Here is a 25,421-nt window from a genome sequence, read left to right as displayed (position 1 = left end):
CTGCCTACCGACATGCGTTAGCTCGCCGACGCGCGGGCCGGCACGCCCGACAACCGAACGCCCGCCTGCCCCTTGAGGATTTCGAGCACCGTCTGCGCCGTCACATCCCAGCGGAATTCGCGCGCACGCGCGAATCCCATTGTCTTGTAGCGTTGGCGGAGTGCGTCGTCCGTCATCATGAGCGAGATCTTTTTGGCAATATCGTCTGCGGACGTGGCGTCGCAATACAGCGCCGCATCTCCGCACACCTCGGGTATCGACGTCCGCGAAGAAGCGACGACCGGACATCCGCAGTACATGGCCTCGAGCGGCGGCAAGCCGAATCCTTCGTACAGCGACGGAAACACCAGACAGCCCGCGTTTTCATAGAGCGCCTTGAGTTCGCCGTCGGTCACGAAACCGGCCCACACCACTTTCTCCGACTGCGGCTTTTCCTCAGCCAGTTCGCTGTTGAAAATGCGCGCATTCTTTCCGCCGACCACGACAAACTTCACATGGTCGAGATGGCCGAGCTTCTCAATTGCTTCCAGCACGCGTTGCAGGTTCTTGCGCGGATCGAGACTCCCGACCACTACGCAATACGCGTCCTTGACGAGACTCAGGCGGTGCAATACCGCGGGCTCCGACGTCACGCGGTCGAGGTGATCCGCTGCGGGATGCACGACTGCGACTCGCGACTCATCGATTTTCAGGTGATGGCAAATACGCGATCGGGAGAACTTCGACACGGTCAGAACCGTTGGCGCCATGCGCGGCAACATGAAAAAGCACAGGCGATACCACAGCAAGAACTTCTTCGAGAATCCGCCAGGTACGTCGTACACCGCCATGTCGTGAACCATGACGACCTGGCGGCGCTTGAACAGCGGACTCATGTTGCACAGATTCAGAAGCGTGACGCCTCTCGCGGCGATGGGCAGCGTGATCTGCTCCCATAGCGTGCCGCGCAGCCACGAAAAGCGCCGTTGCCATTTCAACAGCGCCCCCGGCTCTCTCGCATTGCGCGGGACGTAGATCTCCAGCTTCTCGCCTGCGGGAACCCGCATTTGCATCGCTCTCGTCAATTCATACGCGACTCTCTGAACACCCGTGACGGGTTGCGAAGTAAATTTCCCGTTAATTGCAAACGCCATCTGCTTCTCCGTTTTGCGAATTCATCGACGACAGTGGCAACTCGCTCACGTCCGGAGAGGTGCGCTGGTCGGATCGGCATCGCCGTAATCGCTGGCGTAGTTCGTCGCATATCCATAGGTGCGAGTACTGCGCCGAAGCGGAATGCCGTTGAACACAGCGCCTGCAATACGTCCCTCGGCGCGCTCCATCTTCTTGATCGTGTCTTCGATCTCTTCCTCGCTCTGCATGCCCGAGCGCAGAACCAGCAGCGATGCACCGGCTTCGCTTGCAATGATCGACGCGTCGGTGACTGCGAGGAACGGCGGCGTATCGAAGATCACCAGATCGAATTGCGCGCTGAGGCGTTCGAGTACTTCCTTGAAACGCGGCCTTGCGAGCAATGCGGCGGGGTTGTCCGGACGCGATCCGCATGAGAGGAACGACAAGCCTTCAATACCCGTGTGACGCAGCGCATTGCGTAGCGGCATCCGGTCGGAAAGCACTTCGGAAAGCCCGCCACGATTGCTCTGATTGAAGAGCGATGCGAGATGACCGCGGCGCATATCCGCATCGATAAGAAGAACGCGTGCGCCGATCTCTGCCTGCAAGGTCGCGATATTGGCCGCGACAAAGCTCTTCCCTGCCGACGGCGTCGGTCCAATCACCATCAGGATGTTGTTGCGTGCATGCGCCAGATCGCGCGCCAGCGAAGTGCGCACTGCTCGCAGCGCCTCGACGGAGTTATCGTTCGGAAAGCGTTCGGCCAGTACCCTGTTGCCGCCGGCCGCCACCTGTATTTCGGACGCACCGCCCGCCACCGGCTGCGGCAATCCGGCCCGCGCCGCGGCACCGGGCAATGACTTGGCGCCCGGACTGGTTCTGTCGAGCAACGACTGCTGCTGACTGAACAGGATCTCGCCGAACACCGGCACACTCATTCTGCGTTCGACATAACGCGGATCGGTAACGCCCGTCAGCACATGGCGGCGCATGAACACCAGCACGATGCCCGAGACGATGCCGAGTGCGAGACCGCCTGGCAGCACGAGAATCGGCTGAGGTTTCACCGGACGATGCGGCGTGATCGCCTGGTCGACGATATGCGCGCCGCCGGTAGTACTTGCACGACGCACCTGCAATTGCTCGGCCTTTTGCACCATGCCCAGATAGATCGTCTCCGCGACTTTCTGCGCGCGCAGAAGATCGACGCTCTGGCGCTCCGAAGCGGGCATACCGTTGAAGTGGCCGCTGAAATTCGCCTTCGCGCTATTGAGCTGCGCGAGTTGCGTGTCGACACTCTGCACCCAGCGGCTTTGCGGCGTATAGCGCTCGAGAAGCTGCGTGCGCTGCAATTGCAGTGTCGCGATCTGCCGGTCGATGTCGAGACCGCCTTGCAGGTAGGCTTGCGCCTCGGCCGTCGGCTGCATCGATTGCGAATTGGCGCGGAATGACTTAAGTGCTTCTTCCGCCTTTCTCAGGTCACCGAGCAGACGCGGAAGTTCTCCGTTGATGAACGCAAGCGTCGTCGTATCGTTGAGCTGGCGGCTCGCAATTGCCGTCGCCAGGTACTGTTGACCCAACGCATTGGCGACTTCCGCAGCCTTTGCCGCACTCTTGTCGGTGTACTCGATCTGCACAAGACCCGAGTCTTTCACTTTGTCGCCGACCTTGATGAGCGCGTCGAAACGCTTGATGGCGTCCACCGCGTTCCAGCGTACGACCGTGAACTCGGTGCCGGGTCGCGCGACCAGTGCATCGACGCGCATCGAAATGCCGTTGCTCGATACCGCCTTGCCGACCGTGCCCTGGAGGAATACCTGATCCTGCGGACCGCGCAACTCGTACGTGTTGTCGTCGCGGGCAACCAGCGTCATTTTTTCTTCTTCGAGATCTTTGGGAACGTCGAGCGCGCCGATCTTTACCTGCTCGCCTCCCCACGCGTATGACTTGAGTCCGAGCCAGGGCCGCGAGGGCTCGCCAGGCGTCGCGAACTTCTCCGCGATATCGCCGAGCAGCGGCAGCTTGCGCGGCGTCACGGAGACGTCGAAGCGGAAGCGCTGAATAACCGGTTCGAGCACCGAGCGGCTGCGGATCACGCCCATTTCCGTCACAGGAGACGGAGCTGGCGGAGGCATGTTCTCCTGATTCTGGAGTGCGAGGCCGAGTGCATTCGGTTCTGGCGGATCGACGCGAATGAGTACATCCGCGGAATAGATCGGCGACGCAATCAGCAAATAGGCGGCGGCCAGGCTGAAAACGACGACCGTTGTCAGCACGATCTCCCAGATATGGTCGCGCATGAGACGGAGCATGGCGCTCGCGCTAAGCTGTCCACGCTCTGTGCTGGCAGTGCCAGGGAGCGAATTCAGAGGATAGTAGTCCACCGGTTTGATCCTTCCATGTTTGATGGGCACAGTAATGAGTCGACACCGCCTTGGCTGCACCAACGGTCCACAGTCCAGAGCCGTCTCCGGCAGGAATGCGTATGGCGTAGCGCGACGCGTGGTCGAAGCTACGTCATGGTCTTGCCAAGCCAAGTGGCTGTCCACCTGCTTGAACGATCAAAGGCTGCACCGCCAACAGCACGGCTCGCCCCGTCTCCAGACTTCGAATCCCCCAATCTCCGGACAACGGCTTTACGCCGCGCACCGCGTTTTATTTGGTTCTACAAATGGTTCGCTTGTTCAATGAAGCGCTGAGCGAATCGTCGAGTCGCCAATACGCAGTCCGGCCCCGGACTTGCGTGAGCGTTGCCTCGTCGTACTTCTTCAGTGCACGGCACTTCGGGACACGGCAATAACTACACCTCAATGGAACCATCCACGCCAAAAGGTGAAGATATTGCGCATTGCTGGCATTCCATAGCGCCTACCGCGGCAACCGCTATTTCTGCAGATGTTGCAGTGAAGCATAGCGCTCGTGCGAATGAGTGGATCATTAGCGGCATAAATTCGGGTGCTAATGGCCGATTCCGCCGAAGCGATTTCCGCGCAACACCCCATCCAGAAAGTGTTGTAGCTATGTGCAATGGATGTAACAGAGTGATACGCGTTAGCCAATTTTCTGTCACTAACATTTAGTGACACTTCAGAGGGTTGATCGCGGCATTCAATGCACGTTGCGCCCCGAGCGGCCTTGTCGGACGGGCTTCTCGGGCGAAAGAGCACTGCGACCCTTATTAGCGGCTTCTGAATTATGCGAAGCAAATCTTGCTGCTTTTCACTGCCTTTTGTATGGCTTTATTTAGCCAGGCAAGGTAACAATTTCCCCAATCATCACTATTGCGCCAAAACACCATCGATTACCGGCCAGGTTCGCAAGGGTGATTTGAGTACGTTAATCTCGTCACGTAGACAGTGATTCACCCTGTTTGGAGAACTAAGCGTGACAACTTCCACCGACTTTCTTTCGTCGTATCTTGATACGCACCGCAGCGGCCCAAGAGTGGCGACACGGAAACCTGCAAAGCACATTGGACTACTGGTGTCGCAGGAATGCTCGATGGCGACTGCTGGAGCAATCGGCGACGCGTTCCGGCTCGCAAACGAATTGTCTGAAGGCGCGACCGACGACTCACCCTATCGTCTTTCAGTACTTTCTGAAAGCGGCGGGCTCGTGACCAGTTCCTCCGGCATTTCGATCTGGACCCAAAGCATCGAGCGCAATCGGCTCGGTGACTTCCATGCATTGTTTGTCGCGTGCCGCGACGCTGCGCGGGCACTGGAGTCGAATGACCGCCTGCTCTCATGGATAGCGCGCCAAGGCTCTATTGCGTCGTTCGACATTCAGCAAGGCGCGAACCTGGTGGTCATTTGCAAGGACCCGTTGCATTCCACCGTGCCGATCTTCCTGTTCGACGATGCGCCGACCACGACCCGTCCCAACAGCGCGACGCCGACCGATCTTGCGCTCGCGCAAATCGAACGCGACCTGAGTACCGAAGTCGCGCGGAAGATCGCCGACACGCTGCAAACCACCTACGTCGAGTCGGACAAATTCGAACTGGACGATGCGAGCATTACGACGACAACGGAGAAGATCCGCGAGTCGGCGCGGTGGATCAAGGAGAACTACAGCAATCCTATTTCCGTCGCGAAAGCCGCGGAGTGCGCGGCAATGAGCAAGCGCAACTATCAGCGCCGGTTCAAGTTCGAGTTCGGCATGACGCCCCTCGAGTACTTGCTGCGCACACGCTTCGAAGTCGTCCGCGCAATGCTGCGCAATACCGATCTGCCCGTCGACAAGATCGCGCGGCGTTGTGGAATGGGCGACGGCAATCGTCTCGGCCGCCTTTTCAAGGAACGCTATGGAATGTCTCCCACGCAATTCCGCGCGCAGCAGCGCCTGGAAGTCTCGGAACGATGCGTGGCGATCGACGATTGACGATTGACGGCTAATGCCAGTGTGAGCGGGAGCCGCGCCACTCATATATAGAGCGATAGCGCGCCGTCCCCGCTGGCCCTGGCCGGCTACGCACGCCGATTGAGCGTCGAGCCGCTATTCAAAAGGGACCGGACAATGACAACAACGAAGTCTGTACAGTTCTCCAACCAGGCCGATATGCCGGAGGACGCCGCGAGCCACCACTTGGCGCCGCGCAAGGAATCTCCGGCCAGAAGGCTAAAAGAAGCGGCCAAGTCGATGCTGCCGGCACCGATATTTCTGAGCCTGCTGCATCACAAGGAAATTGGCCGCTATCCGAACCTGCTGCGCCCCACTACGTTCAACGAAAAGATCCTGCAGAAAAGCCTGCGGCCCGACCCGTGGTTCGTCGAGCTGACCGACAAGCTGACGGTCCGCGAGTATGTTGCGAGGAAAATCGGCGAACAGCACGTCATACCGTTGCTGGCTACGCCCGACGTCTTCACGAAAGAAGTATTCGACGCGCTGCCTAATGCATTCGTCATGAAGGCCAACCACGGCAGCAGTTACGTCGAGGTGGTCACGGATAAATCGGCAACATCGTTCGAGAAACTGCGGGATCTCGCGAACTACTGGCTGTCGCTCGATTTCTACAAGATCGCGCGCGAAAGACACTATCGCCAGATCAAACCACGCATCTTCTTTGAGCAACTGCTGCTCGACGAAAGCGGCAAGATTCCTGCCGACTACAAACTGCACTGCTTTGGAGGAAGAAGCGGGCGCCCGATTATCTACATTCTGGTGATTTCGGACAGATTTGGCGGGAATACGCGGGGCGACGTCTATGACGTCGACTGGAATCATCTCGACATAGCGATTGGCTACTACAAACGCAGCCCGATACCGGCGCCGCGCCCCGAGAATCTGGAGGCCATTCTGCATGCGGCCACGAGACTTTGCGAAGACTTCGACTACGTTCGCGTCGATCTATACGCGCCGGATAACCGCGTTTATTTCGGGGAGCTAACTTTCACTCCGGGCGCGGGCGTTCTGCCTTTTACGCCAGACAAGATCGACTACGAGTGGGGGAAACTGGTGCCGCAGAGCTTCTGCCGCTGATATAAACCTGGCCTCGCCCCACGAGCGAGGCGAGAACCAGGTTCATTGCAACATCATCTTTAGACGTCGTTCAGGTGTCCGCGTGGCCGGACGTGAAGCTGGTGAACGCGTTGTACGGTGCGTCGATTGCCTTACCGTCGACCATTATGCCGTACGTGTTGTTTCCGCTATCCAGAACGTAGTACATGACCGACTGGATGTTGTGGGTCTTTCGGGCATTGTAGAACGCGGCGAGTCTGTCCGAGATGTAAGTCCCGCGATAGCTCTCCGACTTCTCCGGCCCGGTGTTCCACTCGGTGACAATCAGCGGCACGCCGTAGCGGGCCTTGCAATACGTGGCCAAGTCGAAGCCCGGTCCCGCACCGTCGGTGCCGACGTTGAACAGGTCGCCGTATACTTCGTAGTTGTGCCACGTCGTGACATCCCAACGCACCGTCGGATGGCCCCCGCTGCCGTCCGGCTGCCTGCCTTCCCATAGTGCATCCGAGGCGCCCACGTCCGCCACGCAGAAATTGATCCCGCACTTCGCGGACGGCTGCGCCGACTTCACGCCGTCGATCATTCCGCGCATGACACCGCGCATGATGGGCCAGTTCTGGTTGTTGAAGTCGCTCGCCTTCGAACCCGCGTACGTGAAGTCCACCACGGTCGCGTCCTGTCGCGTCAACTCGTTGCCGCACTCGTAAATCGTCACGCCATACGGCTTCAACGCGTTAGCGACGGTTGCGCCGACCGAATAACCGCGATTGTAGGCAACGGATTCACTGCCCATCAGGCCGCCCGATTCATACACGCCCTGGTCGATCAGCACGAGCAGCGTAAGTCCTGCCGACTGAAACGCTTGCGCAAGCTTGACGACCGCATTCAGATCTTTCGGATCGTCGGTCACGCCAACGCGATAGCTCGTGCAATTCATCCCCTTCAGAATCGACACGACCTGTTCCGGCGTATACGTGTAGTCAGCGTGTCCGTTCATACCGTAGAAGCTGCCCGGAATGGGCGCCACGTCGATACGCGGGTCGCTGCAGTGGAGCCATTTTTCGGGCACATCATCCGCGTTCACATAGAACTGACCGCCGGTGCCGCAATGCCATATCTTGCCGCCATACCAGAGCACGAGCGACACGCTATACGTATTGCCGACCGTCGAGCCGTTGCGGTAAATCACGCCGTTGACGAGCGTCCACACGTCGCCGTAACCGTCAATGATCGAAGCGGCTCCCGGCATCACCGTACCGTTTGCCGAGGCGTTCGCGGCCGAGACTTTCGCCATTGGACTCGCGGAGGCTTTTGCTGTTGAACCCGTGCTGCCGTCGCCGGAGCCACCGCCGCCGCACGCGCTGAGAAGATAGCTGCCGGCAAGGGCCGTCAAGCCGCCGAGGAATTGTCGTCGTTTCACCATGTTGTTTTTCCCACTGTCGAGAAAGTTCTCGATAAAAAATCAAAAGATGAGTTTGTGAAGTTCGGTAGAACCTGCGATTATTCAAAAAAACAATTGTTATTAATTCGTTGTGCTTATCTATGCACAATTGCATGCTGCGCCGTCGGCACTTTGCATAAGTGCGATCACATTGCCGGAGACAACGTGGAATAAATCGGTTGGCGGTAGAAAAAGCTCCGCCGATCGCAATGCGCTCAACGCCGCGATTCGTTAAGGGACCACCTGGAAACGCCACCTGCGAGACAGCTGTTACCGGTCACTCGCTCGGAAAGTTGTTCGCTTCTCCGTCGCGACCGGGGTAAATCGTACCCGGTAATGCTGGACAGGTCACACGGAAATCGGTGCTTTTGGGGCAAAAAGCAGGAATCTTTCCGAGAACTTCGCGTAACGCAAAAATTCCTGCTTTCAGATGATGATCGGAAGATTAGATGGACAGCGCCTTAGTGCATCCGACCCTAGGACAATTGTTCTCTTTTCCATGAGCTTGCAGTAAGACTTTCTTTCTAGCGCACAAGTGGTGCACGCCATAGGAAAAATTAACCATCATCAGACGAAAGCCGATCTAACAACGCACGCCGCCTACGCAACGACGGATGGAATTTTCCGCATTCAATCGTCCGACGAAATTTCCTTTCTCGTGGTTAACGCTATTCGAGCGCATTCAAGCGGGGAGAGAGTCGTCGGCAACGCACAAAAAACAACCCCCAGCGTTCGCAAACCGGGCAACAAGCGAGGCTCTCACCAAGCGAGATTAAAACCTCCCTCGCCAATAGAGATATAAGCACCTGACAGCATGCATTAATGGGTATTCGACCAATTAGCAGACCAGGACACCGCATCAAGAACACGACAACTGCGTTTAGTGCGTCAACACACGTACGCGCCGATCGCGCCGCTATAGTGTTGAGTGCCGTGCGCTAATCCCCTCACACCGACCCTTGTTTCTCTTGCGCCGCGGCTATCTGCACACTACCTTCGTTGTACATACTCTGGTGACTATCGGATAGTGTCCGCGAATCGATCCTGCAAACATGCTCTTGCGCCTCTGTCGGCGCTTGTATTCGGCGCTCTCGCCGGCTTTTCTTCTTGCGCACAGGCGCAGGAGTTCTCGCTACTGGCGGGTCCCCTTTTTAGTGCAGGCTCGAATACCTACTCGTGGAGCGCGACGTATCGCGAAGGTTTGGGGCGCTACGCAGCGTGGAGCTTTTCCTGGCTCAACGAGGGGCATCTGCCCAACCATCATCGTGACGGACAGGCGCTGCAAGCCTGGGGACGTATGCCGCTATGGAAGGATCGCCTCGAATTGTCGGCGGGCGCCGGGCCATACCGGTACTTCGACACCACCGCGGCAAGCGCCGGGGGCGATTATTCGAACACCCACGGCTGGGGCGTATTGGCTAGCCTGCGCGCCGCCTATTATTTCGACCGACGCTGGATTGCCCTCGCCCAACTGAATCATGTACATGCGTTCGGCGGTCCGAACACGACCGCACTGCTATTCGGCGTCGGTTATCAACTCGAGGCGTCCGGCGAGCCGGGCCCGCGCGAGCGACCCGTGCCGCGAAGCTCGAACGTGACGAGCAACGAGCTAACGGTCATGTTCGGCAAAACGATCCTCAACAGCAACGAGTCAGAATCGGCGAGTGCGGGAAGCCTTGAATACCGGCGCGGCTTATGGCGCTATGTCGACGTGAGCGCGTCATATCTGCACGAAGGCGGCCACATTCAATCGCGGCGCGACGGCGTCGCCGTGCAGTTGTGGGCAACGCGCGCATTCTTCGGCGACAGCCTCACGTTATCGGCGGGCGTCGGTCCTTATGTTGCGATCACGCAGACCGACAACCTTCCGCAAGACCGCACGGGCGACGGCCGCGTTTCCGCGCTCTTCGCCGTGTCGGCGAGCTATCGCTTCGGCTCCCGCTGGCTCGCCCGCGTGACGTGGAATCGCGTGGTCACCCGCTATAACCGCGACACGGATTTGATCGAGGGCGGCATCGGTGTGCGGTTTTAATCTCGCGCCATCGGGCACCGAGCACGCGCGAACGTAAGCGACATCCGCTGCTAGCCGCGGCGTTGCTGCTGCGGCACCTGCCGGCCCGCCCGCAGATTCATCCGTCGATCGCGAACTAACTGCCACGGCCGCAACGCATGCGCGAGCGAAGCAAAGCCGCTCCATACATGCACCAGCCGCGTGAACGGGAAGATCAGAAACACCGTCATGCCGAGCACCATATGCGCCTTGAAAACCCAGCTCACGCCGTCGAGCAGTTGCACCGCGCCTGACCTGAACGTCACGATGTGCTGCGCCCAGCCGGCGAGCCTGAGCATCGTACTGCCATCAAGATGTTGCGCGGACAACGGAATCGTGCCGAGCCCCAAAATCAGTTGCACCCACAACAACACAAGCAGAACAATGTCGCTGGTCTTCGACGTCGCGCGAATACGCGGATCGCCGAGACGGCGGCGCAGCAACAGCGTCACGCCGATCAGCGCGAGCAAGCCGGCAATTCCGCCGGATACCATCGCGACGATCTGCTTCGTGCCCGCGCTGATGAACGGCTCGTACACGAAGTGCGGCGTCAACATGCCGAAGAAGTGCCCGAATAGCAGGAACAGCACGCCGACATGAAACAGATTACTGCCGCAACGCAGCGTGCCGGAGCGCAGTAGCTGCGACGAATCGCTTTTCCACGTGTACTGGTCGCGGTCGTAGCGCAGCAGGCTGCCGACCAGGAATACCGTGACGCAGACATAGGGATAGATGCTGAAGAAGAGCGTGTCGATAGCAGTCATAGCAAGCCTTTCTTGGGCGCAGCAAAAGAAGTGGCGTCGCGCCTAACGAACTGAATGGTTTGGACATCGGGCACGTGATGCGGACCGGTTGACGAGCATCCGCCAAATGCGTCGGGCTCGCGCCATTCGTCATCGATCGCAGGTTCGGCAGGCGCTCGCGCAACGGCATCGGGCGGCTGCACCGGCTCGCCCGCGAGATCCAGCGTCGCCGCCACCGCTGCGGCATAGGGACTGTGCTGACCCACGAGCGCCGCATGAATCGATTGCAACAGATGCGCCATCTCGGCCAGGAACTCGCGCGCCGTATGCTGCGGCTGCATCGCGGCGAATTCGAGAACGACCGGCAGGTAATCCGGCAATTCATCGGCGGTGAGAAACATGCCTTGTTGTGCGTACGTTTGTTGCAGATCGATCAGCGCGGGACCGCGCTCGCGCGAATCGCCGTGCACATGTTCGAATAGATGAAGCGACGTTCGGCGTCCGCGATCGAATGTGTCGACGTAACGCGCTTCGGCTTCCAGCGCGTCGGCGTCTTGCAGAGTGTCGATCAGCGCGACGACGGCTTCACGGCTCTCGTCGGAAAGCGCCCGCTCTGATGACTGCAGCGCAACGCGCAGATCCGGCAAAGCCGCGCGCAGTTCAGCGCCGGGATAGTCCAGTAACGCCGCCAGCACGCGAGCGGCCACATGATGAGCGTCACTATTCATGTCGGCCCGTTTCATACCTGCTCCCTGATCGGAATGGTGCGTCTCTTCTTGCTGCCGAACAGGCTTGTCTCGCCAACGCCATCCGAACATCCGTTGCCGAATGAGAAGCCGCAACTACCCTTCAGGTCATAAAGGTTCTCCGCGTATTCACGATGCGTGCCCGGCACCACAAAGCGGTGCTCGTAGCTTGCGAGCGCCATGACGCGGTACATGTCTTCCACTTCGTCGCGGCTCAAGCCGACCTGCTCGAGCACGGCCAGATTCTCGCAGCCGTCGACATGCTTGCCGCGCTGATACGTGCGCATTGCCAGCATTCGTTCGAGTGCGCGGATCACCGGCGCTTCGTCTCCGGCAGTCAGCAGATTGGCAAGGTACTTGACCGGAATACGCAGTTGCGTGACGTCGGGTATTTCGCCGTTCGCGCTTATATGTCCTTCGCTTGCCGCGGTGGTGATCGGCGACAGAGGCGGCACGTACCAGACCATCGGCAGCGTGCGGTATTCCGGGTGCAAGGGCAACGCGACTTTCCACTCCATCGCCATCTTGTAGACGGGGCTTTTCTTCGCCGCTTCCAGCCATGCGTCGGGAATGCCGTCGGCGCGCGCCTGGGCAATTACGCGCGGATCGTGTGGATCGAGAAACACGTCGAGTTGCGCCTGATACAGGTCAGTCTCATGTTCTACCGACGCCGCCTTTTCAATTTCGTCCGCGTCGTATAACAGCACACCGAGATAACGAATGCGCCCGACGCAGGTTTCCGAACACACCGTTGGCTGACCGCTTTCAATTCGCGGATAGCAGAAGATGCACTTCTCCGCCTTGCCGGACTTCCAGTTGTAATAGATCTTCTTATACGGACATCCCGACACGCACATGCGCCATCCGCGGCATTTGTCCTGGTCGATCAATACGATGCCGTCTTCCTCGCGCTTATAAATTGAGCCCGAAGGACAACTCGCGACGCACGCCGGATTCAGGCAATGCTCACACAAGCGCGGCAAATACATCATGAAGGTGTTCTCGAACTGACCGTAGATGTCCTTCTGCACGTCGTCAAAGTTCTTGTCCTTACTGCGCTTCTCGAACTCGCCGCCGAGAATCTCCTCCCAGTTCGGCCCCCACTCGATCTTTTGCATCCGCTTGCCTGTCAGCAGGCTGCGCGGTCGCGCGACAGGCGGCGCCTTGCTTTCCGGCGCGGACTGCAAGTGCTCGTAGTCGAACGTGAACGGCTCGTAATAGTCGTCGATTTGCGGCAGATTTGGATTCGCAAAGAGCCGCGACAGCACCTTGAGCCGGCTGCCCTGCCGCGGTTCGATCGAACCGTCCGGATTGCGTTTCCAGCCGCCGTTCCATTTGTCCTGGTTCTCCCACTGCTTCGGATAGCCAATGCCCGGCTTCGTTTCCACGTTATTGAACCACGCGTATTCGACGCCCTCGCGGCTCGTCCAGACGTTCTTGCACGTCACCGAACACGTATGGCAGCCGATGCACTTGTCGAGGTTGAGCACCATGCCGATCTGTGCGCGAATTTTCATGTGCGATCTCCGTGTGTCGCGATAACCGGTTCGTCGTCGAGCCAGTCGACTTTTGCCATCTTGCGCACGACAACGAATTCGTCGCGATTCGTGCCGATGGTCCCGTAGTAGTTAAAGCCGTAGCTAAGCTGCGCATAGCCGCCGATCATATGCGTGGGCTTGAGCACAATGCGCGTGACCGAGTTGTGAATGCCGCCGCGTGTTCCGGTTATTTCAGAACCGGGTACATTCACGATCTTCTCCTGCGCGTGATACATCATCACCATGCCGGGATTCACGCGTTGACTCACTACCGCACGCGCGGCAATCGCGCCATTGATGTTGAACAGTTCGACCCAGTCGTTATCTTCGATGCCAGCCCTTTTAGCGTCGTCTTCGCTGAGCCAGATCACCGGGCCGCCGCGATTGAGCGTGAGCATGAGAAGGTTGTCGGCATACGTGCTGTGAATGCCCCATTTCTGATGCGGTGTAATGAAATTGAGCGCGATCTCCGTGTGCCCATTCGGCTTGCGGCCATGCATCGGCGACGCGGCTTTCAGGTCGACCGGCGGACGATAACTCACGAAGCTCTCGCCGAATTCGCGCATCCACGGATGATCCTGATAGAACTGCTGGCGGCCCGTCAGCGTGCGCCACGGAATCAGTTCATGCACGTTGGTATAGCCGGCCGTGTACGACACTTTCTCGCTTTCCACACCGCTCCACGTTGGCGAAGAAATGATCTTGCGCGGCTGCGCCTGAACATCGCGATAACGAATCTTCTCGTCCTCGCGATGCAGCGCGAGATGCGCATGATGGCGGCCTGTAATCTTCGAGAGCGCGTCCCACGCTTTCGCCGCGACATGGCCATTCGTTTCGGGCGCAAGCATCAGCACGACTTCGCATGCGTCAATATCGCTGTCGATCTTCACGAGTCCGCGCGTCGCGCCTTCTTCATTGACGGTGCCGTTGAGTTCGGCGAGTTGCGCGGTCTCCGTGCCGGTCTGCCACGCAATGCCCTTGCCGCCGTTGCCGAGCTTGTCCATCAGCGGGCCAAGAGCCGTGAAGCGGCGGTATACGTTCGGATAATCGCGTTCGACCACGCTCACCTGCGGCGCGGTCTTGCCGGGTACGAGTTCACACTCGCCGCGTTTCCAGTCGCGCACATCGTACGGTTGCGCGAGTTCGGCGGGCGTGTCGTGCATTAGCGGCGTGAGCACGACTTCTTTCTCGACGCCGAGATGACCGATGCAGACTTCGCTAAAAGCCTTTGCAAAGCCTTTATAGATCTCCCAGTCGCTGCGCGCCTGCCATGCCGGATCGACTGCGCTCGACAGCGGATGAATGAACGGATGCATGTCGCTCGTATTCAAATCGTTCTTTTCGTACCACGTCGCGGTCGGCAGCACGATGTCCGAATAGAGACACGTCGTGCTCATCCGGAAGTCGAGCGTGACGAGCAGATCGAGTTTGCCTTCCGGCGCCGTGTCGTGCCATGTGACTTCGCGCGGCTTTGCATCGTCCTCGCCGAGATCGCGGCCTTGCACGCCGTGAGTCGTGCCGAGCAGATGCTTGAGGAAGTACTCGTGCCCCTTGCCCGACGAGCCAAGCAAATTGGAACGCCACACGAACATGTTGCGCGGCCAGTTGTCCGGATGATCCGGGTCCTCGCAACTCATCTTCAGCGTGCCGTCTTTCAGCCTTCGCGCGACATAGGCTTTTGCATCGATGCCTGCTGCCTGTGCGTCGCGCGCCACCTGCAATGGATTGGTCTGCAATTGCGGCGCCGACGGCAACCAGCCCATGCGTTCGGCGCGCACGTTATAGTCGATTAACGAGCCGCCGTCGTGCGCGCGATCCGCGAGCGGCGAACGAATTTCTTCGACGCCGAGTTTTTCATAGCGCCATTGATCCGTATGCGCGTAGAAGAAGCTGGTGGAATTCATCTGCCGCGGCGGACGAATCCAGTCGAGTGCAAAAGCGAGCGGCGTCCAGCCCGTTTGTGGACGCAGCTTCTCCTGACCGACGTAGTGCGCCCAGCCCCCGCCGCTTTGACCGATGCAGCCGCACAGCATCAGCATGTTGATCACGCCGCGATAATTCATATCGCTGTGATACCAGTGATTCATTGCGGCGCCGATAATCACCATCGACTTACCCTGCGTCCGGTCCGCATTGTCCGCAAATTCGCGCGCCACTAAAATGGCCTGCTCGCGCGGCACGCCGGTTATGCGCTCCTGCCACGCAGGCGTATACGGCACGTCGTCGTTGTAATCGCGCGCGCCGCCGAAGCCGCGATTCACGCCGTAGTTAGCGGCCAACAGATCGAACACGGTGGCGACGAGTACTTCGCGGCGCTCGCCGTTCTTGCCGAGTGCAATGCGCGCGACCGGCACCTCGCGCACGAGTACATCGGCGTGTTTGCTTGCGGTGAAATGCGGCGTGTCGATGCCGCCGAAGTACGGAAAGCCGACCGTGACAACCTCATGCGCTTGCGCGCCGTCTTCCGCGACGGAGAGCTTCAGCTTCACTTCTGCGCCATGCCGCGCTTCTTTTGCTTCGAGATTCCAGCGCCCTGCGTCGCCGCGGCCTTCCGCGCCCCAGCGAAAGCCGATCGAACCATTCGGCAACACGAGCTTGCCGTCGACGTTGAACGCGACCGTCTTCCACTCGGGGTTATTGTCCTGGCCGAGCACGCCGTTGAAATCGTCGGCGCGGAGATAGCGGTCCGGCACCATGATGCGGCGGCCGTCGGCCAGCGTCTGCTCTTTTAGTTGCACGAGCAACGGTAGATCGGTATAGCGGCGCGCATAGTCGTCGAAGTACGCGCTGCGCCGCTCGAAATAGAACTCGCGCAGAATTACGTGGCCCATCGCCATCGCGAGCGCGGCGTCGGTGCCCTGGCGCGGGTGCATCCACAGGTCCGCCAGTTTGCTGACTTCCGCATAGTCGGGCGTGACCGCGACGGTCTTCGTGCCGCGATAGCGAACCTCGGTGAAGAAATGCGCGTCGGGCGTGCGCGTCTGCGGCACATTCGAGCCCCACGCAATGATGTAACTCGAGTGTACCAGTCAGCCGATTCCGGCACATCGGTCTGCTCGCCCCACGTTTGCGGACTCGAAGGCGGCAGATCGCAATACCAGTCGTAGAAACTCATGCAGACGCCGCCGATCAGACTCAAATAGCGGCTGCCCGCTGCATAGCTGACCATCGACATCGCCGGAATCGGCGAGAAGCCGATAATGCGATCCGCCCCATGCTTCCTGATCGTATAGACGTTGGCCGCGGCGACGATCTCATTCACTTCGTCCCAGCTAGCACGCACAAAACCACCGAGGCCGCGCTGACTCTGATAGTCGCGACGTTGCGCGTCGTTCTCCACCACCGCCGCCCATGCATCGACGGCACTCATCGCCACCGCACGCGCGGCGCGCCAATGCTTGAGCAGCCGCGCTCGCACGAGCGGATACTTGACGCGGTTCGCGCTATACAGATACCAGCTATAGCTCGCACCGCGCGCGCAGCCGCGCGGCTCGTGATTCGGCAGCTCGGCGCGCGTACGCGGATAATCGGTCTGCTGCGTTTCCCACGCGACGATGCCGCCTTTCACGTGAATCTTCCACGAGCATGAGCCTGTGCAATTCACGCCATGTGTCGAGCGCACCACCTTATCGTGCTCCCAGCGTGCGCGGTACGCGTCTTCCCACGTGCGGTCCTCTCCGGTCGTCACGCCGTGGCCTTGCGCGAAGCGTTGCTTGCGCTGCGAGAAGTATTTAAGTCTGTCGAGAAAGTGGCTCATTGTGTAGGTCCGTTTTCGATTAACACGGCATGCCCGCATTGCGCCGCGCGTAGAACCACCACGTAAGCACAATACACAGCAAATAGAAAACAACGAAGCAGTACAACGCGAGTTCCGGGCCGCCGGTCATCAGAATGGAACTGCCATAACTCTTCGGAATAAAGAACCCGCCGTACGCGCCGATTGCGCCTGCAAAACCAATTGCGGCCGCGCCTTCGGTACTGCCTTCACGTGTCGCATCGGCGAGCGCATTCGCATCGCCCGCGGGCACGCCACACAGGCGCAGATTCGAAAAGATCACCGGAATCATGCGGAACGTCGAACCGTTGCCGATGCCGGTCGTGAGAAAGAGCAGCAGGAACATCGCAAAGAAGCCTGTGAAGCTGCCATCGCGCGGACCCCAGGCGAGCGAGAACGACGAGCCGCCCGTCTTTGGCAGAAAGTACAGAACGCCGACGACCGCGAGCGCCATCACGACGAAATTCCACAGCGTCACGCGCGCGCCGCCGAGCCGGTCCGCGAGCCATCCGCCGAACGGCCTGATGAGTGCACCGACGAACGGCCCAAGCCATGCATACGTCAGCGGATTCACGCCGGGAAACTGGCTCTTGATAAGCAATGGAAAGCCGGCTCCATAGCCGATAAACGAGCCGAAGGTGCCGAGATACAGCGTGCACATCAGCCAGTTATGACGGCTTCTAAAAATGGTCGCCTGCGCAGCGAACGACGCCTTCACATCGGCGAGATCGTTCATTCCGAACCATGCGGCAAGCGTTGAAATGACGATACACGGTACCCAGATAAACGCCGCATTCTGCATCCACACTTGCGACGTGTGCCCGGCCTTGACGAGCGTCTGCGGCTCGCCGCCGAAGATGCCGAGCATGCCCGCCGTTACCACGAGCGGCGACAGGAATTGCACCGCCGACACGCCGAGATTGCCAAGCCCGCCATTCACGCCGAGCGCAGAACCTTTGCGTTCCTTCGGGAAAAAGAAACTGATGTTGGCCATGCTCGAACTGAAGTTGGCGCCGCCGAGGCCGCATAACAGCGCAAGCAGCAGCATCGTCGGATAGCTTGTCGTGTTGTCCTGCACCGCGAAGCCGATACCGATTGCGGGAATCAACAGCGACGCGGTGGAGATCGTGGTCCAGCGCCGCCCGCCGAATATCGGCACCATGAACGAATAGAAGATGCGCAACGTCGCGCCGGACAATGCGGGCGCGGCCGCGAGCCAGAACAGTTGATTGGTCGAATAATTAAATCCAAGCGACGGCAAGCTCACCGCCACCACGCTCCACATTTGCCAGATGACGAAGGCGAAAAAGAGCGCCGGCACCGATATCCATAGATTGAGCTTCGCGACGGCTTCGCCTTCGCGCCGCCAGAATGCTTTATCTTCGGGTGTCCAGATCTTCAGCGTGCGGCCGGCCCGCGCGCGTGCTGTCGAGATATTCATGATTCCGTTTCCGCAGGTTGAGAGCCGACAGTTCGCATAGGCTGTTCCGACGAGACGGGCGGAGTTGCCGCGAGTACGTCTTTCGTGCGAACTTCGGTGAAATACATCCAGATGAGCGAGACCCACACCACGCCGTAAAGCAGCATGAAGGCGCTCGAACGAATGCCGGTGAAGTCGACCAGCAGGCCGAAGAGAATCGGCAGCAGAAAGCCGCCCAGGCCGCCGGCGAGCCCGACGATGCCGGAAATCGTGCCGATGTTGTCCGGGTACTCGTCGCCGATGTACTTGAAGACGCTGGCCTTGCCGAACGCGAATGCGATGCCGAGTACGAACATCAGCACCGTGAAACCGATCACGTTGAGGCCGATGTCGAAGCCTTTAGCGCCGTTCACCGTGGTAATGATCAAATGCGTGCGCGGATAGCTGAGCAGGAACAGGCACACCCAGCTCACCCACATCACCCACCACGTCACGCGGTGCGCGCCATAACGGTCGGAGAGCCAGCCGCCCACCGCGCGCAGCACGCCGCCCGGCAGGGAGAAGCACGCGGCGAGCAGCGCCGCGACGCGAAGATCGAGACCATATTCGCCGACGTAGTACTGCACCATCCACAGAGACAGCGCAACGTAACCGCCGAATACGATGCTGTAGTACTGGCAGTACTTGAGCACCGTCGGGTCTTTCAACGCGCGCAACTGGTCGACGAAACGCACGTTCTGCGAGACCAGATGCGACGGGTCGCTGCTGCTGAGAATCCAGAACACCACGGCCGTGGCCAGCATGATTACCGCGTAGACCTGAGGGACCATCGCCCAGCCGAATGCGACGACGATTGCGGGCGCAACGAACTTGTTCACCGCCGCGCCGGAATTGCCCGCGCCGAAAACACCCATCGCGAGGCCGCGCTTCTCTGGCGGAAACCAGCGCGCCACGTAGGGCGTGCCGACCGAAAACGAGCCGCCCGCAAGGCCGACGAAGAGACCGATCACGAGTAGCTGCCAATAGGCGGTGGCATAGCTCATCAGCCAGATCGCGGGCGCCGTGGCGAGCATCAACGCGGTCATGACAATGCGGCCGCCATAGCGGTCGGTCCAGATGCCGAGCGGCACGCGCACCAGCGAACCGGTGAGCACCGGCAATGCGGCGAGCACGCCGAACTCGGTCTCGTTCAGATGCAGCGAACGGCGCAGCGGAATGCCCACGACGGCGAACATCATCCACACCATGAAGCACACCGTGAATGCGAGCGTGCTGGCGATCAGCACGGACAAGGCGCGCCGGCGAGATGGGCCGTCGGTTGCTGTCGATGTCTGTGTCATGAAACGAACTCCGCTTTTCATGACATCGACTTTGGACTCTCACCGCATTCGCGAACATCCTTCGAATGGAGGGTCTCAGCGCGGCAAAAGAACTACCGCGGACTAACTACTTTTAGGCAAGACGTAGTTCTTTCGAACTATGGGTGGAAGTTGATAGCGTTGAGTTGATGCTATGCAGCCGTAGGCCGACCGATTGCATTGACCGTTGCATACACCGCGGCCTGCACTCGCGAAGTCAGCTTCAGTTTGCGCAGAATGTGCTGGACGTGGATCTTGACCGTCGTTTCCGAAATGGCAAGCGCGCGAGCAATTTCCTTATTGCTCGCGCCGCGCGCGATGTAGGTGAGGATTTCCTGCTCGCGTATCGACAGCGCGGGCTCAGGCTCGGAGCCATGTTGCGCTTCGGGCTTGAGCGTTGCAGGATCATCATCGGTGATTGAACTGGCGTCGCCCTCGCCTGCGTTCGCCATCGCGCGATAGGCTTGCACCAGCTTGCCCGTCATCTCCGGGCTTACGACGGACTCGTCGCGCATGGTACGCACGATCGAATCCGCGAGCGCCTCGGCATCGACCGTTTTCAGCAGATAGCCGCGCGCGCCCGCGCGCAGCGCGGCGCCGAGGTCGCGCTCGTCCTCGCTAACAGTGAGCATCAGAATGCGCGCGTGAGGCGCGGCTTCACGCAGATCGTTCAGTGCGTCCACGCCGTTCACGCCCGGCAGATGATTGTCGAGCAGGATCACGTCGGGTTGCAGCTCGCTCGCGCGGCGTTGCGCTTCGCCTGCGTCGGCAGCTTCGCCGGCCACGCTAAAACGCGCGTCCTGGCCGAGCAGCGCGATCAGGCCACGCCGGAACAACGTGTGATCGTCGACGACGAGCAAGCGGATTGCAGTCATATCGTTCTGCCCTTGTAAACCGGTTGGTTAGTCCGCATACACGTGTCTCCGCGATGCTGCGGCAACGTCAACGTCACACAAGTGCCCTCGCCCGGCACCGATTCGACCACCACCCGCGCGCCGATGCGCGCGGCCCGCTCGCGCATGATGCGCATGCCGACATGCGTCTCGCCGAGCGTATCGCGTGCGGCATCGAAGCCCTGACCGTCGTCGCGTACCTCGAAGCTCCACGCCGGAGTCTGCTGCACCTCAAGCCACACTTCACGCGCGCGAGCATGTTTGCGCACGTTCGACAGCGCTTCCTGCAATACGTGCAGGACTTGCACCTTGACATCGGCGTCGAGCGGCAAGCCATGACCTTGCATCGACAAATGCGTAGTCAGTCCCGTTTGATGCTCGAACTTGCGCAACGTCGTTCGTAATGCGGGCTCCATGTCCTCTGCATTTCCGCGAGTGCGAAAGTGAACCAGCAGTTCGCGGACGTCGCCGGTACTCTCGCGCACGCCTGCATCGAGTTCGTCGACGATTCGTGCAACCGACGCATCCGTATGCGCGGGCAACGCATCGCGCAGCAATTGCACCTGGATTTTTAGGAACGCGAGCGACTGCGCGATCGAGTCGTGCAGTTCGCTCGCGAGCAACGCACGTTCGCCGGAAACCGCCGCTTCGCGCTCGAGCGCCGTGACGCGCAGGTTTTCCATTGCGGTTGCAAGGTGACTCGAGAGCGCGTCGAACAGATCGCGGTCTTGCGCGGACAACGCTATTTCGTCGCTGAAGAAGAGATCGATTTCGCCGAGCGGACGCTGATGCAAAATCACGGGCACCGACACGAGCGTCGCGTAACCGGCGCGCGCGCAGTGGCCGAGAATCGCTGCACCTTCGGCGAGAACCGGAATCACGCGCGCGCCCGGTTCGGTGCGCGGCTCGCCGCATAGACAGCTACGCGAGGTCAGGCACTGCTCGTCTTCGATCATGAAGCGCGGCAAGCCGTCGCTTCCCAATAGCAGATACCGTTCGTTGCCCTCGTCGGACCAGCGGATCGCGACCGAATCGGCTCCCGCAATGCCCCGCATGCGTCGCGCGAAACCGTGCGCCAATACGTCGAGCGTGCTGGCCTCAGCCGCGAACGCGCTGATTTCGTAGAGCGCCGCAAGCCGCGCGCGCTCGGTTTCGAGGCTTGCAGTCTTCTCGCTGACTTTTTGTTCAAGCTCCGCATAAAACTGCTGAAGATTGCGGGCCATGCGGTTAAAGCCGGCCGACAACTGACCGAACTCGTCGTGTGACGCGACTTGCACGCGCATCGAGAAATCGCCCTCCTCGATGCGAGCGAGGCCGCCGGTCAAACGCGACACGGGCTCGAGTACAAGCAGATGGCCGATGTACAGCAGCGCCCATGCACTGCCGATCGCCAGCACGAGCAGCGCAATCTGCACAACGTTGAGAATCGACGTCCAGCGCGCGAGTTGCGCTTCTATCGACGTGTCGAACGCGTCGATCATCTCGACGAAGGTGTTCGCTTCGCGCAGTACGTCGGTGGATGCGGACGATGGCGCGTCGCGCGCCTTCGCCGCATCGATCCAGATGGGCCGCAATGCCTGCCACTGCCGTTGCACGTTAGCAAAACGCGCGCGAGCTTCGTCGTTCCAAGGCACCGACAGCGGACGCGCCGGATCGCCGACGCGCAATAGTTCGAGACTCCTATCGAATTGCGTAGCCAACGCGTCGATGCGCTCGGGCGCTTCGCGCAACATCAGCGCCGCGCGATAAGTCTGCATGCGCATGCGGCCCGCTTCGTTGATGGCGGCCGCGCCGCCGTCCAGTTGCAACGTGATCCACAACGTCACGCCGATGGATGCCAGCGCAAGTGCAAGCAAGGTCGCGACGACGACCGCAAGCTTGGTGGTGAGCGGCCACGAAGAGACGGGGCGCACAAGGCTTCCGACGTCTACCCTATCGGGACATCATATTCATACTGACGTTATGCATGACCCACACCGTCCCGCCGATCAGGAACAGCGCAGCCAATGCCGTATAGGCCAATGCCATGACATTCCAGCGCTGCCCGGCTGACATGTCGATATGCAGAAAGAACACGAGATGCACGACAATCTGCACGAAGGCAAGAACGGAGAGCGCGATCATCGCGGTCTGCGCCGGGAAAGCGCCGTGCATGACAAGCCAGAAAGCAGCCGCGGTCAACACAACCGACAGTACGAAGCCGGCGAGATAACCGCGCAGACTGCCGTGACCTTGATCCACTGAAAGTGATTGCATGTGAGCCATTTACAGCACGCTCCCCAGATAGACGAACGAAAAGACGCAGATCCACACAATGTCGAGGAAGTGCCAGAAGAGACTTAAACACGCGAGACGTGTGAACTGGCGCTCCGACAATCCAGGGCCGCGTAAGATCTGCACCGCGAGCACTGCCATCCATACGAGACCCACGGTGACGTGCAAGCCGTGCGTGCCCACCAGTGTGAAGAACGCCGACAGGAACGCACTGCGGGCCGGCCCGGCGCCCTCGGCGATCAGATGCGAGAACTCGCGCATTTCCAGAGCGAGAAACGCAAGACCGAGCACGAACGTCACCGCGAGCCAGGCGAGTACCGCAGTGGATTTGCCGCGACGCGCGGCAAGCATCGCGAAGCCGTATGTGATGCTGCTCAACAGCAGCGCGGCGGTCTCGACCGCGACGCCGCCGATGTCGAACAGATCCTTGCCCGATGGGCCGCCCGCGAACTGATTCGACATCACGGCGAATACCGCGAAGAGCGAAGCGAACAGCACGCAATCGGTCATCAGATACAGCCAGAAGCCGAACACCGTGTCCGATGAACCGTGATTGCCGTGTCCGCCATCGAGCGAAACGGAGAGTGTATTGTTCGACATGAATCAGGCCTCCACAGCTTCCAGTTCGCGGTTATTCACCGGTGCGGCCGCAGGGCCACGCTTGCTTTCTATTTCCCGCACTTTTTCCGCGGGAATGTAATAGCCGTCGTTATCGCCGAAGCTGCGCACGATCAGCGTCGCGACGATTGCGAGCAGCGCGGCGACCGCCAGCCACGTGATATGCCAGACGCCGGCAAATCCGAGCACGAGGCTGAACATACCGATCAACAAACCGGCACTCGTATTCGACGGCATATGGATGTCGCGATACACCGGCGTTTTCGCGTGGCCGCTCGCGGTTTCCTTCATGTGCGTATAAGCGTCGAGCTCGTGCACTGTCGGAATGATCGCGAAGTTATAGACCGGCGGCGGCGATGACGTCGCCCATTCGAGCGTACGGCCGTCCCAGGGATCGCCCGTCATGTCGCGATACTCGGGCTTGTTGCGGTTCGCGACACTGACCCACACTTGGGCCACCTGAAACACGACGCCGATAGCGATCAACACGACGCCGCACGCGGCGGCAATCAGCCACGGATGCCACGCCGGATTGTCATAGTGATTCAGGCGCCGCGTCATGCCCATGAAACCGAGTACATAGAGCGGCATGAACGAAGCGTAGAACCCCACGAACCAGAACCAGAACGCGCACTTGCCGAGCTTCTCATTGAGCTTGAAACCGAACGCTTTCGGGAACCAGTAGTGGAAACCGGCCAGGTAACCGAACACCACGCCGCCGATGATCGCGTTATGAAAGTGGGCAATCAGAACGAGGCTGTTATGCAATACGAAGTCCACGCCGGGAATCGCCATCATCACGCCGGTCATGCCGCCGATCGTGAATGTAATCATGAAGCCGATCGTCCACAGAACCGGCGCGGAGAACTCCAGCCGTCCGCGATAAATCGTGAACAGCCAGTTGAATATTTTCACGCCAGTTGGAATGGCAATCACCATTGTCATGATGCCGAAAAACGCATTGACGTCCGCGCCGGAACCCATCGTGAAGAAGTGATGCAGCCACACGAGGAATGCGAGCACCATGATCGCGCAGGTTGCATAGACCATCGTCCGGTAACCGAATAGCGGCTTCTTCGAGAACGTCGCAATCACTTCCGAATAGATGCCGAATGCCGGCAGCACGAGGATATAGACTTCAGGATGTCCCCATGCCCAGATCAGATTCAGATACAGCATGGCGTTGCCGCCTGCTTCATTCGTGAAGAAGTGCATGCCCATGTAGCGGTCGAGGCCGAGTAGCGCGAGCGCCACCGTCAGGATCGGGAACGTGGCCATGATCAGCACGTTAGAGCACAGTGCGGTCCACGTGAATACGGGCATTTTCATCAGCGTCATGCCGGGCGCGCGCATCCGCACGATCGTCACGAAGAAGTTGATTGCCGTGATCAGCGTGCCGACGCCGGACAGTTGCAGACTCCATATGTAATAGTCGACGCCGACGCCAGGACTGAACTGCAACTCCGAGAGCGGCGGATACGCGAGCCAACCGACCTGCGCGAACTCACCGACCACGAGCGACAGATTCATCAGGATCGCGCTGATCGCGGTCATCCAGAAACTGAGCGAATTGAGGAACGGGAACGCGACGTCGCGCGCGCCGATTTGCAACGGCACGACGAGATTGAAGAGGCCGACCATTAACGCCATCGCCATGAAGAAGATCATGATGACGCCGTGCGCGGTGAAGATCTGATCGTAGTGATGCGGCGGCAGGTAGCCTGGCGAATGATAGGCGAGTGCAAGCTGCAGGCGCATCATGACTGCATCGACGAAACCGCGCACGAGCATCAGCACGGCAACGACGATGTACATCACGCCGATCTTCTTATGGTCGACGCTGGTCAGCCACTCGTGCCAGAGCCATTTCCATTTGTGAAGGCGGGTCAGTGTCGCGACTACCGCAAGCACCATGACGAGCATCAGTGCGCCCGCGCCCATGATGATGGGCTGATCGAACGGGATCGCGGAGAGTGTCAGATTTCCGAGCAT

General features: G+C 59.8%; 16 protein-coding genes and 1 pseudogene. 3 read left to right on the top strand and 14 right to left on the bottom strand.

Translation table 11 applies throughout. The features are described from left to right. Nucleotides 1–17: 17 nt before the first annotated feature. Nucleotides 18–1,133: a glycosyltransferase family 4 protein gene (locus ABIE53_RS26075; RefSeq protein WP_192699265.1), complete on the bottom strand. Its 1,116-nt coding sequence runs from the start codon at nt 1,131–1,133 to the stop codon at nt 18–20. Nucleotides 1,134–1,178: 45 nt separating this feature from the next. Continuing rightward, nucleotides 1,179–3,425: a polysaccharide biosynthesis tyrosine autokinase gene (locus ABIE53_RS26070; RefSeq protein WP_035569443.1), complete on the bottom strand. Its 2,247-nt coding sequence runs from the start codon at nt 3,423–3,425 to the stop codon at nt 1,179–1,181. 1,189 nt (nt 3,426–4,614) lie between these two features. Here ABIE53_RS26070 and ABIE53_RS26065 point away from each other — a divergent pair. Together ABIE53_RS26065 and ABIE53_RS26060 are read left to right on the top strand one after the other, a co-directional pair. Further along, nucleotides 4,615–5,496 carry a GlxA family transcriptional regulator gene (locus tag ABIE53_RS26065; protein ID WP_192699266.1) on the top strand — a complete coding sequence of 294 codons (882 nt, stop codon included), beginning with the start codon at nt 4,615–4,617 and terminating at the stop codon, nt 5,494–5,496. 135 nt (nt 5,497–5,631) lie between these two features. Continuing rightward, nucleotides 5,632–6,594, top strand: coding sequence for an ATP-grasp fold amidoligase family protein (locus ABIE53_RS26060; RefSeq protein WP_192699267.1), 963 nt, complete (start codon nt 5,632–5,634; stop codon nt 6,592–6,594). A gap of 70 nt (nt 6,595–6,664) precedes the next feature. On the opposite strand, the gene ABIE53_RS26055 is transcribed toward ABIE53_RS26060, so the two are convergent. Continuing rightward, nucleotides 6,665–7,996, bottom strand: coding sequence for a hypothetical protein (locus ABIE53_RS26055; RefSeq protein ID WP_114157006.1), 1,332 nt, complete (start codon nt 7,994–7,996; stop codon nt 6,665–6,667). A 1,084-nt stretch (nt 7,997–9,080) separates the two neighbouring features. Between ABIE53_RS26055 and ABIE53_RS26050 the strand changes: the two genes are divergently transcribed. Beyond that, nucleotides 9,081–10,046, top strand: a complete 966-nt coding sequence (locus tag ABIE53_RS26050; RefSeq protein ID WP_374710207.1) for a hypothetical protein — start codon at nt 9,081–9,083, stop codon at nt 10,044–10,046. Between the two features lie 50 nt (nt 10,047–10,096). Here the strand turns inward: ABIE53_RS26050 and narI are convergent, their stop codons facing one another. The 11 genes and pseudogenes from narI to cyoB form a co-directional block, all read right to left on the bottom strand. After that, a complete protein-coding gene (narI, locus tag ABIE53_RS26045) occupies nt 10,097–10,828 on the bottom strand; it encodes a respiratory nitrate reductase subunit gamma (protein ID WP_192699269.1) in 732 nt (243 codons plus the stop codon). Next, complete coding sequence (gene narJ / locus ABIE53_RS26040) at nt 10,825–11,550, bottom strand: nitrate reductase molybdenum cofactor assembly chaperone (protein ID WP_192699270.1); 726 nt, start codon at nt 11,548–11,550, stop codon at nt 10,825–10,827. Before narJ ends, narI begins: the two co-directional genes overlap by 4 nt. Then, entirely contained in the window at nt 11,547–13,070 is a 1,524-nt protein-coding gene (narH, locus tag ABIE53_RS26035; RefSeq protein ID WP_192699271.1) for a nitrate reductase subunit beta, read from the bottom strand. Before narH ends, narJ begins: the two co-directional genes overlap by 4 nt. Continuing rightward, nucleotides 13,067–16,848, bottom strand: a pseudogene (locus tag ABIE53_RS26030) (nitrate reductase subunit alpha). Before ABIE53_RS26030 ends, narH begins: the two are co-directional and overlap by 4 nt. A 19-nt stretch (nt 16,849–16,867) precedes the next feature. Further along, entirely contained in the window at nt 16,868–18,307 is a 1,440-nt protein-coding gene (locus ABIE53_RS26025; protein WP_192699272.1) for a NarK family nitrate/nitrite MFS transporter, read from the bottom strand. Further along, the gene (locus tag ABIE53_RS26020; RefSeq protein ID WP_192699273.1) at nt 18,304–19,626 is read right to left on the bottom strand and encodes an MFS transporter; all 1,323 of its coding nucleotides are present in this window, start codon (nt 19,624–19,626) and stop codon (nt 18,304–18,306) included. Before ABIE53_RS26020 ends, ABIE53_RS26025 begins: the two co-directional genes overlap by 4 nt. Nucleotides 19,627–19,796: 170 nt before the next feature. Continuing rightward, entirely contained in the window at nt 19,797–20,519 is a 723-nt protein-coding gene (locus ABIE53_RS26015) for a response regulator (protein ID WP_192699274.1), read from the bottom strand. Continuing rightward, a complete protein-coding gene (locus ABIE53_RS26010) occupies nt 20,516–22,450 on the bottom strand; it encodes a type IV pili methyl-accepting chemotaxis transducer N-terminal domain-containing protein (RefSeq protein WP_192699275.1) in 1,935 nt (644 codons plus the stop codon). The genes ABIE53_RS26015 and ABIE53_RS26010 overlap by 4 nt, the downstream gene beginning before the upstream one ends. A 19-nt stretch (nt 22,451–22,469) precedes the next feature. Next, on the bottom strand, nt 22,470–22,802 hold the full coding sequence (gene cyoD, locus ABIE53_RS26005; protein WP_192699276.1) for a cytochrome o ubiquinol oxidase subunit IV: 333 nt from the start codon (nt 22,800–22,802) through the stop codon (nt 22,470–22,472). Then, nucleotides 22,803–23,411 (bottom strand): cytochrome o ubiquinol oxidase subunit III, encoded by a 609-nt coding sequence (cyoC, locus tag ABIE53_RS26000; RefSeq protein ID WP_192699277.1) that lies wholly within the window; start codon nt 23,409–23,411, stop codon nt 22,803–22,805. A 3-nt stretch (nt 23,412–23,414) separates the two neighbouring features. After that, complete coding sequence (gene cyoB, locus ABIE53_RS25995; RefSeq protein ID WP_192699278.1) at nt 23,415–25,421, bottom strand: cytochrome o ubiquinol oxidase subunit I; 2,007 nt, start codon at nt 25,419–25,421, stop codon at nt 23,415–23,417.

It is taken from the genome of Paraburkholderia sp. OAS925 (assembly GCF_040543975.1).
GTDB classification, from domain to species: domain Bacteria; phylum Pseudomonadota; class Gammaproteobacteria; order Burkholderiales; family Burkholderiaceae; genus Paraburkholderia; species Paraburkholderia graminis.
Note: the sequence above shows the minus strand (reverse complement) of the source record. Positions and strands in the feature narration are given on the sequence as shown.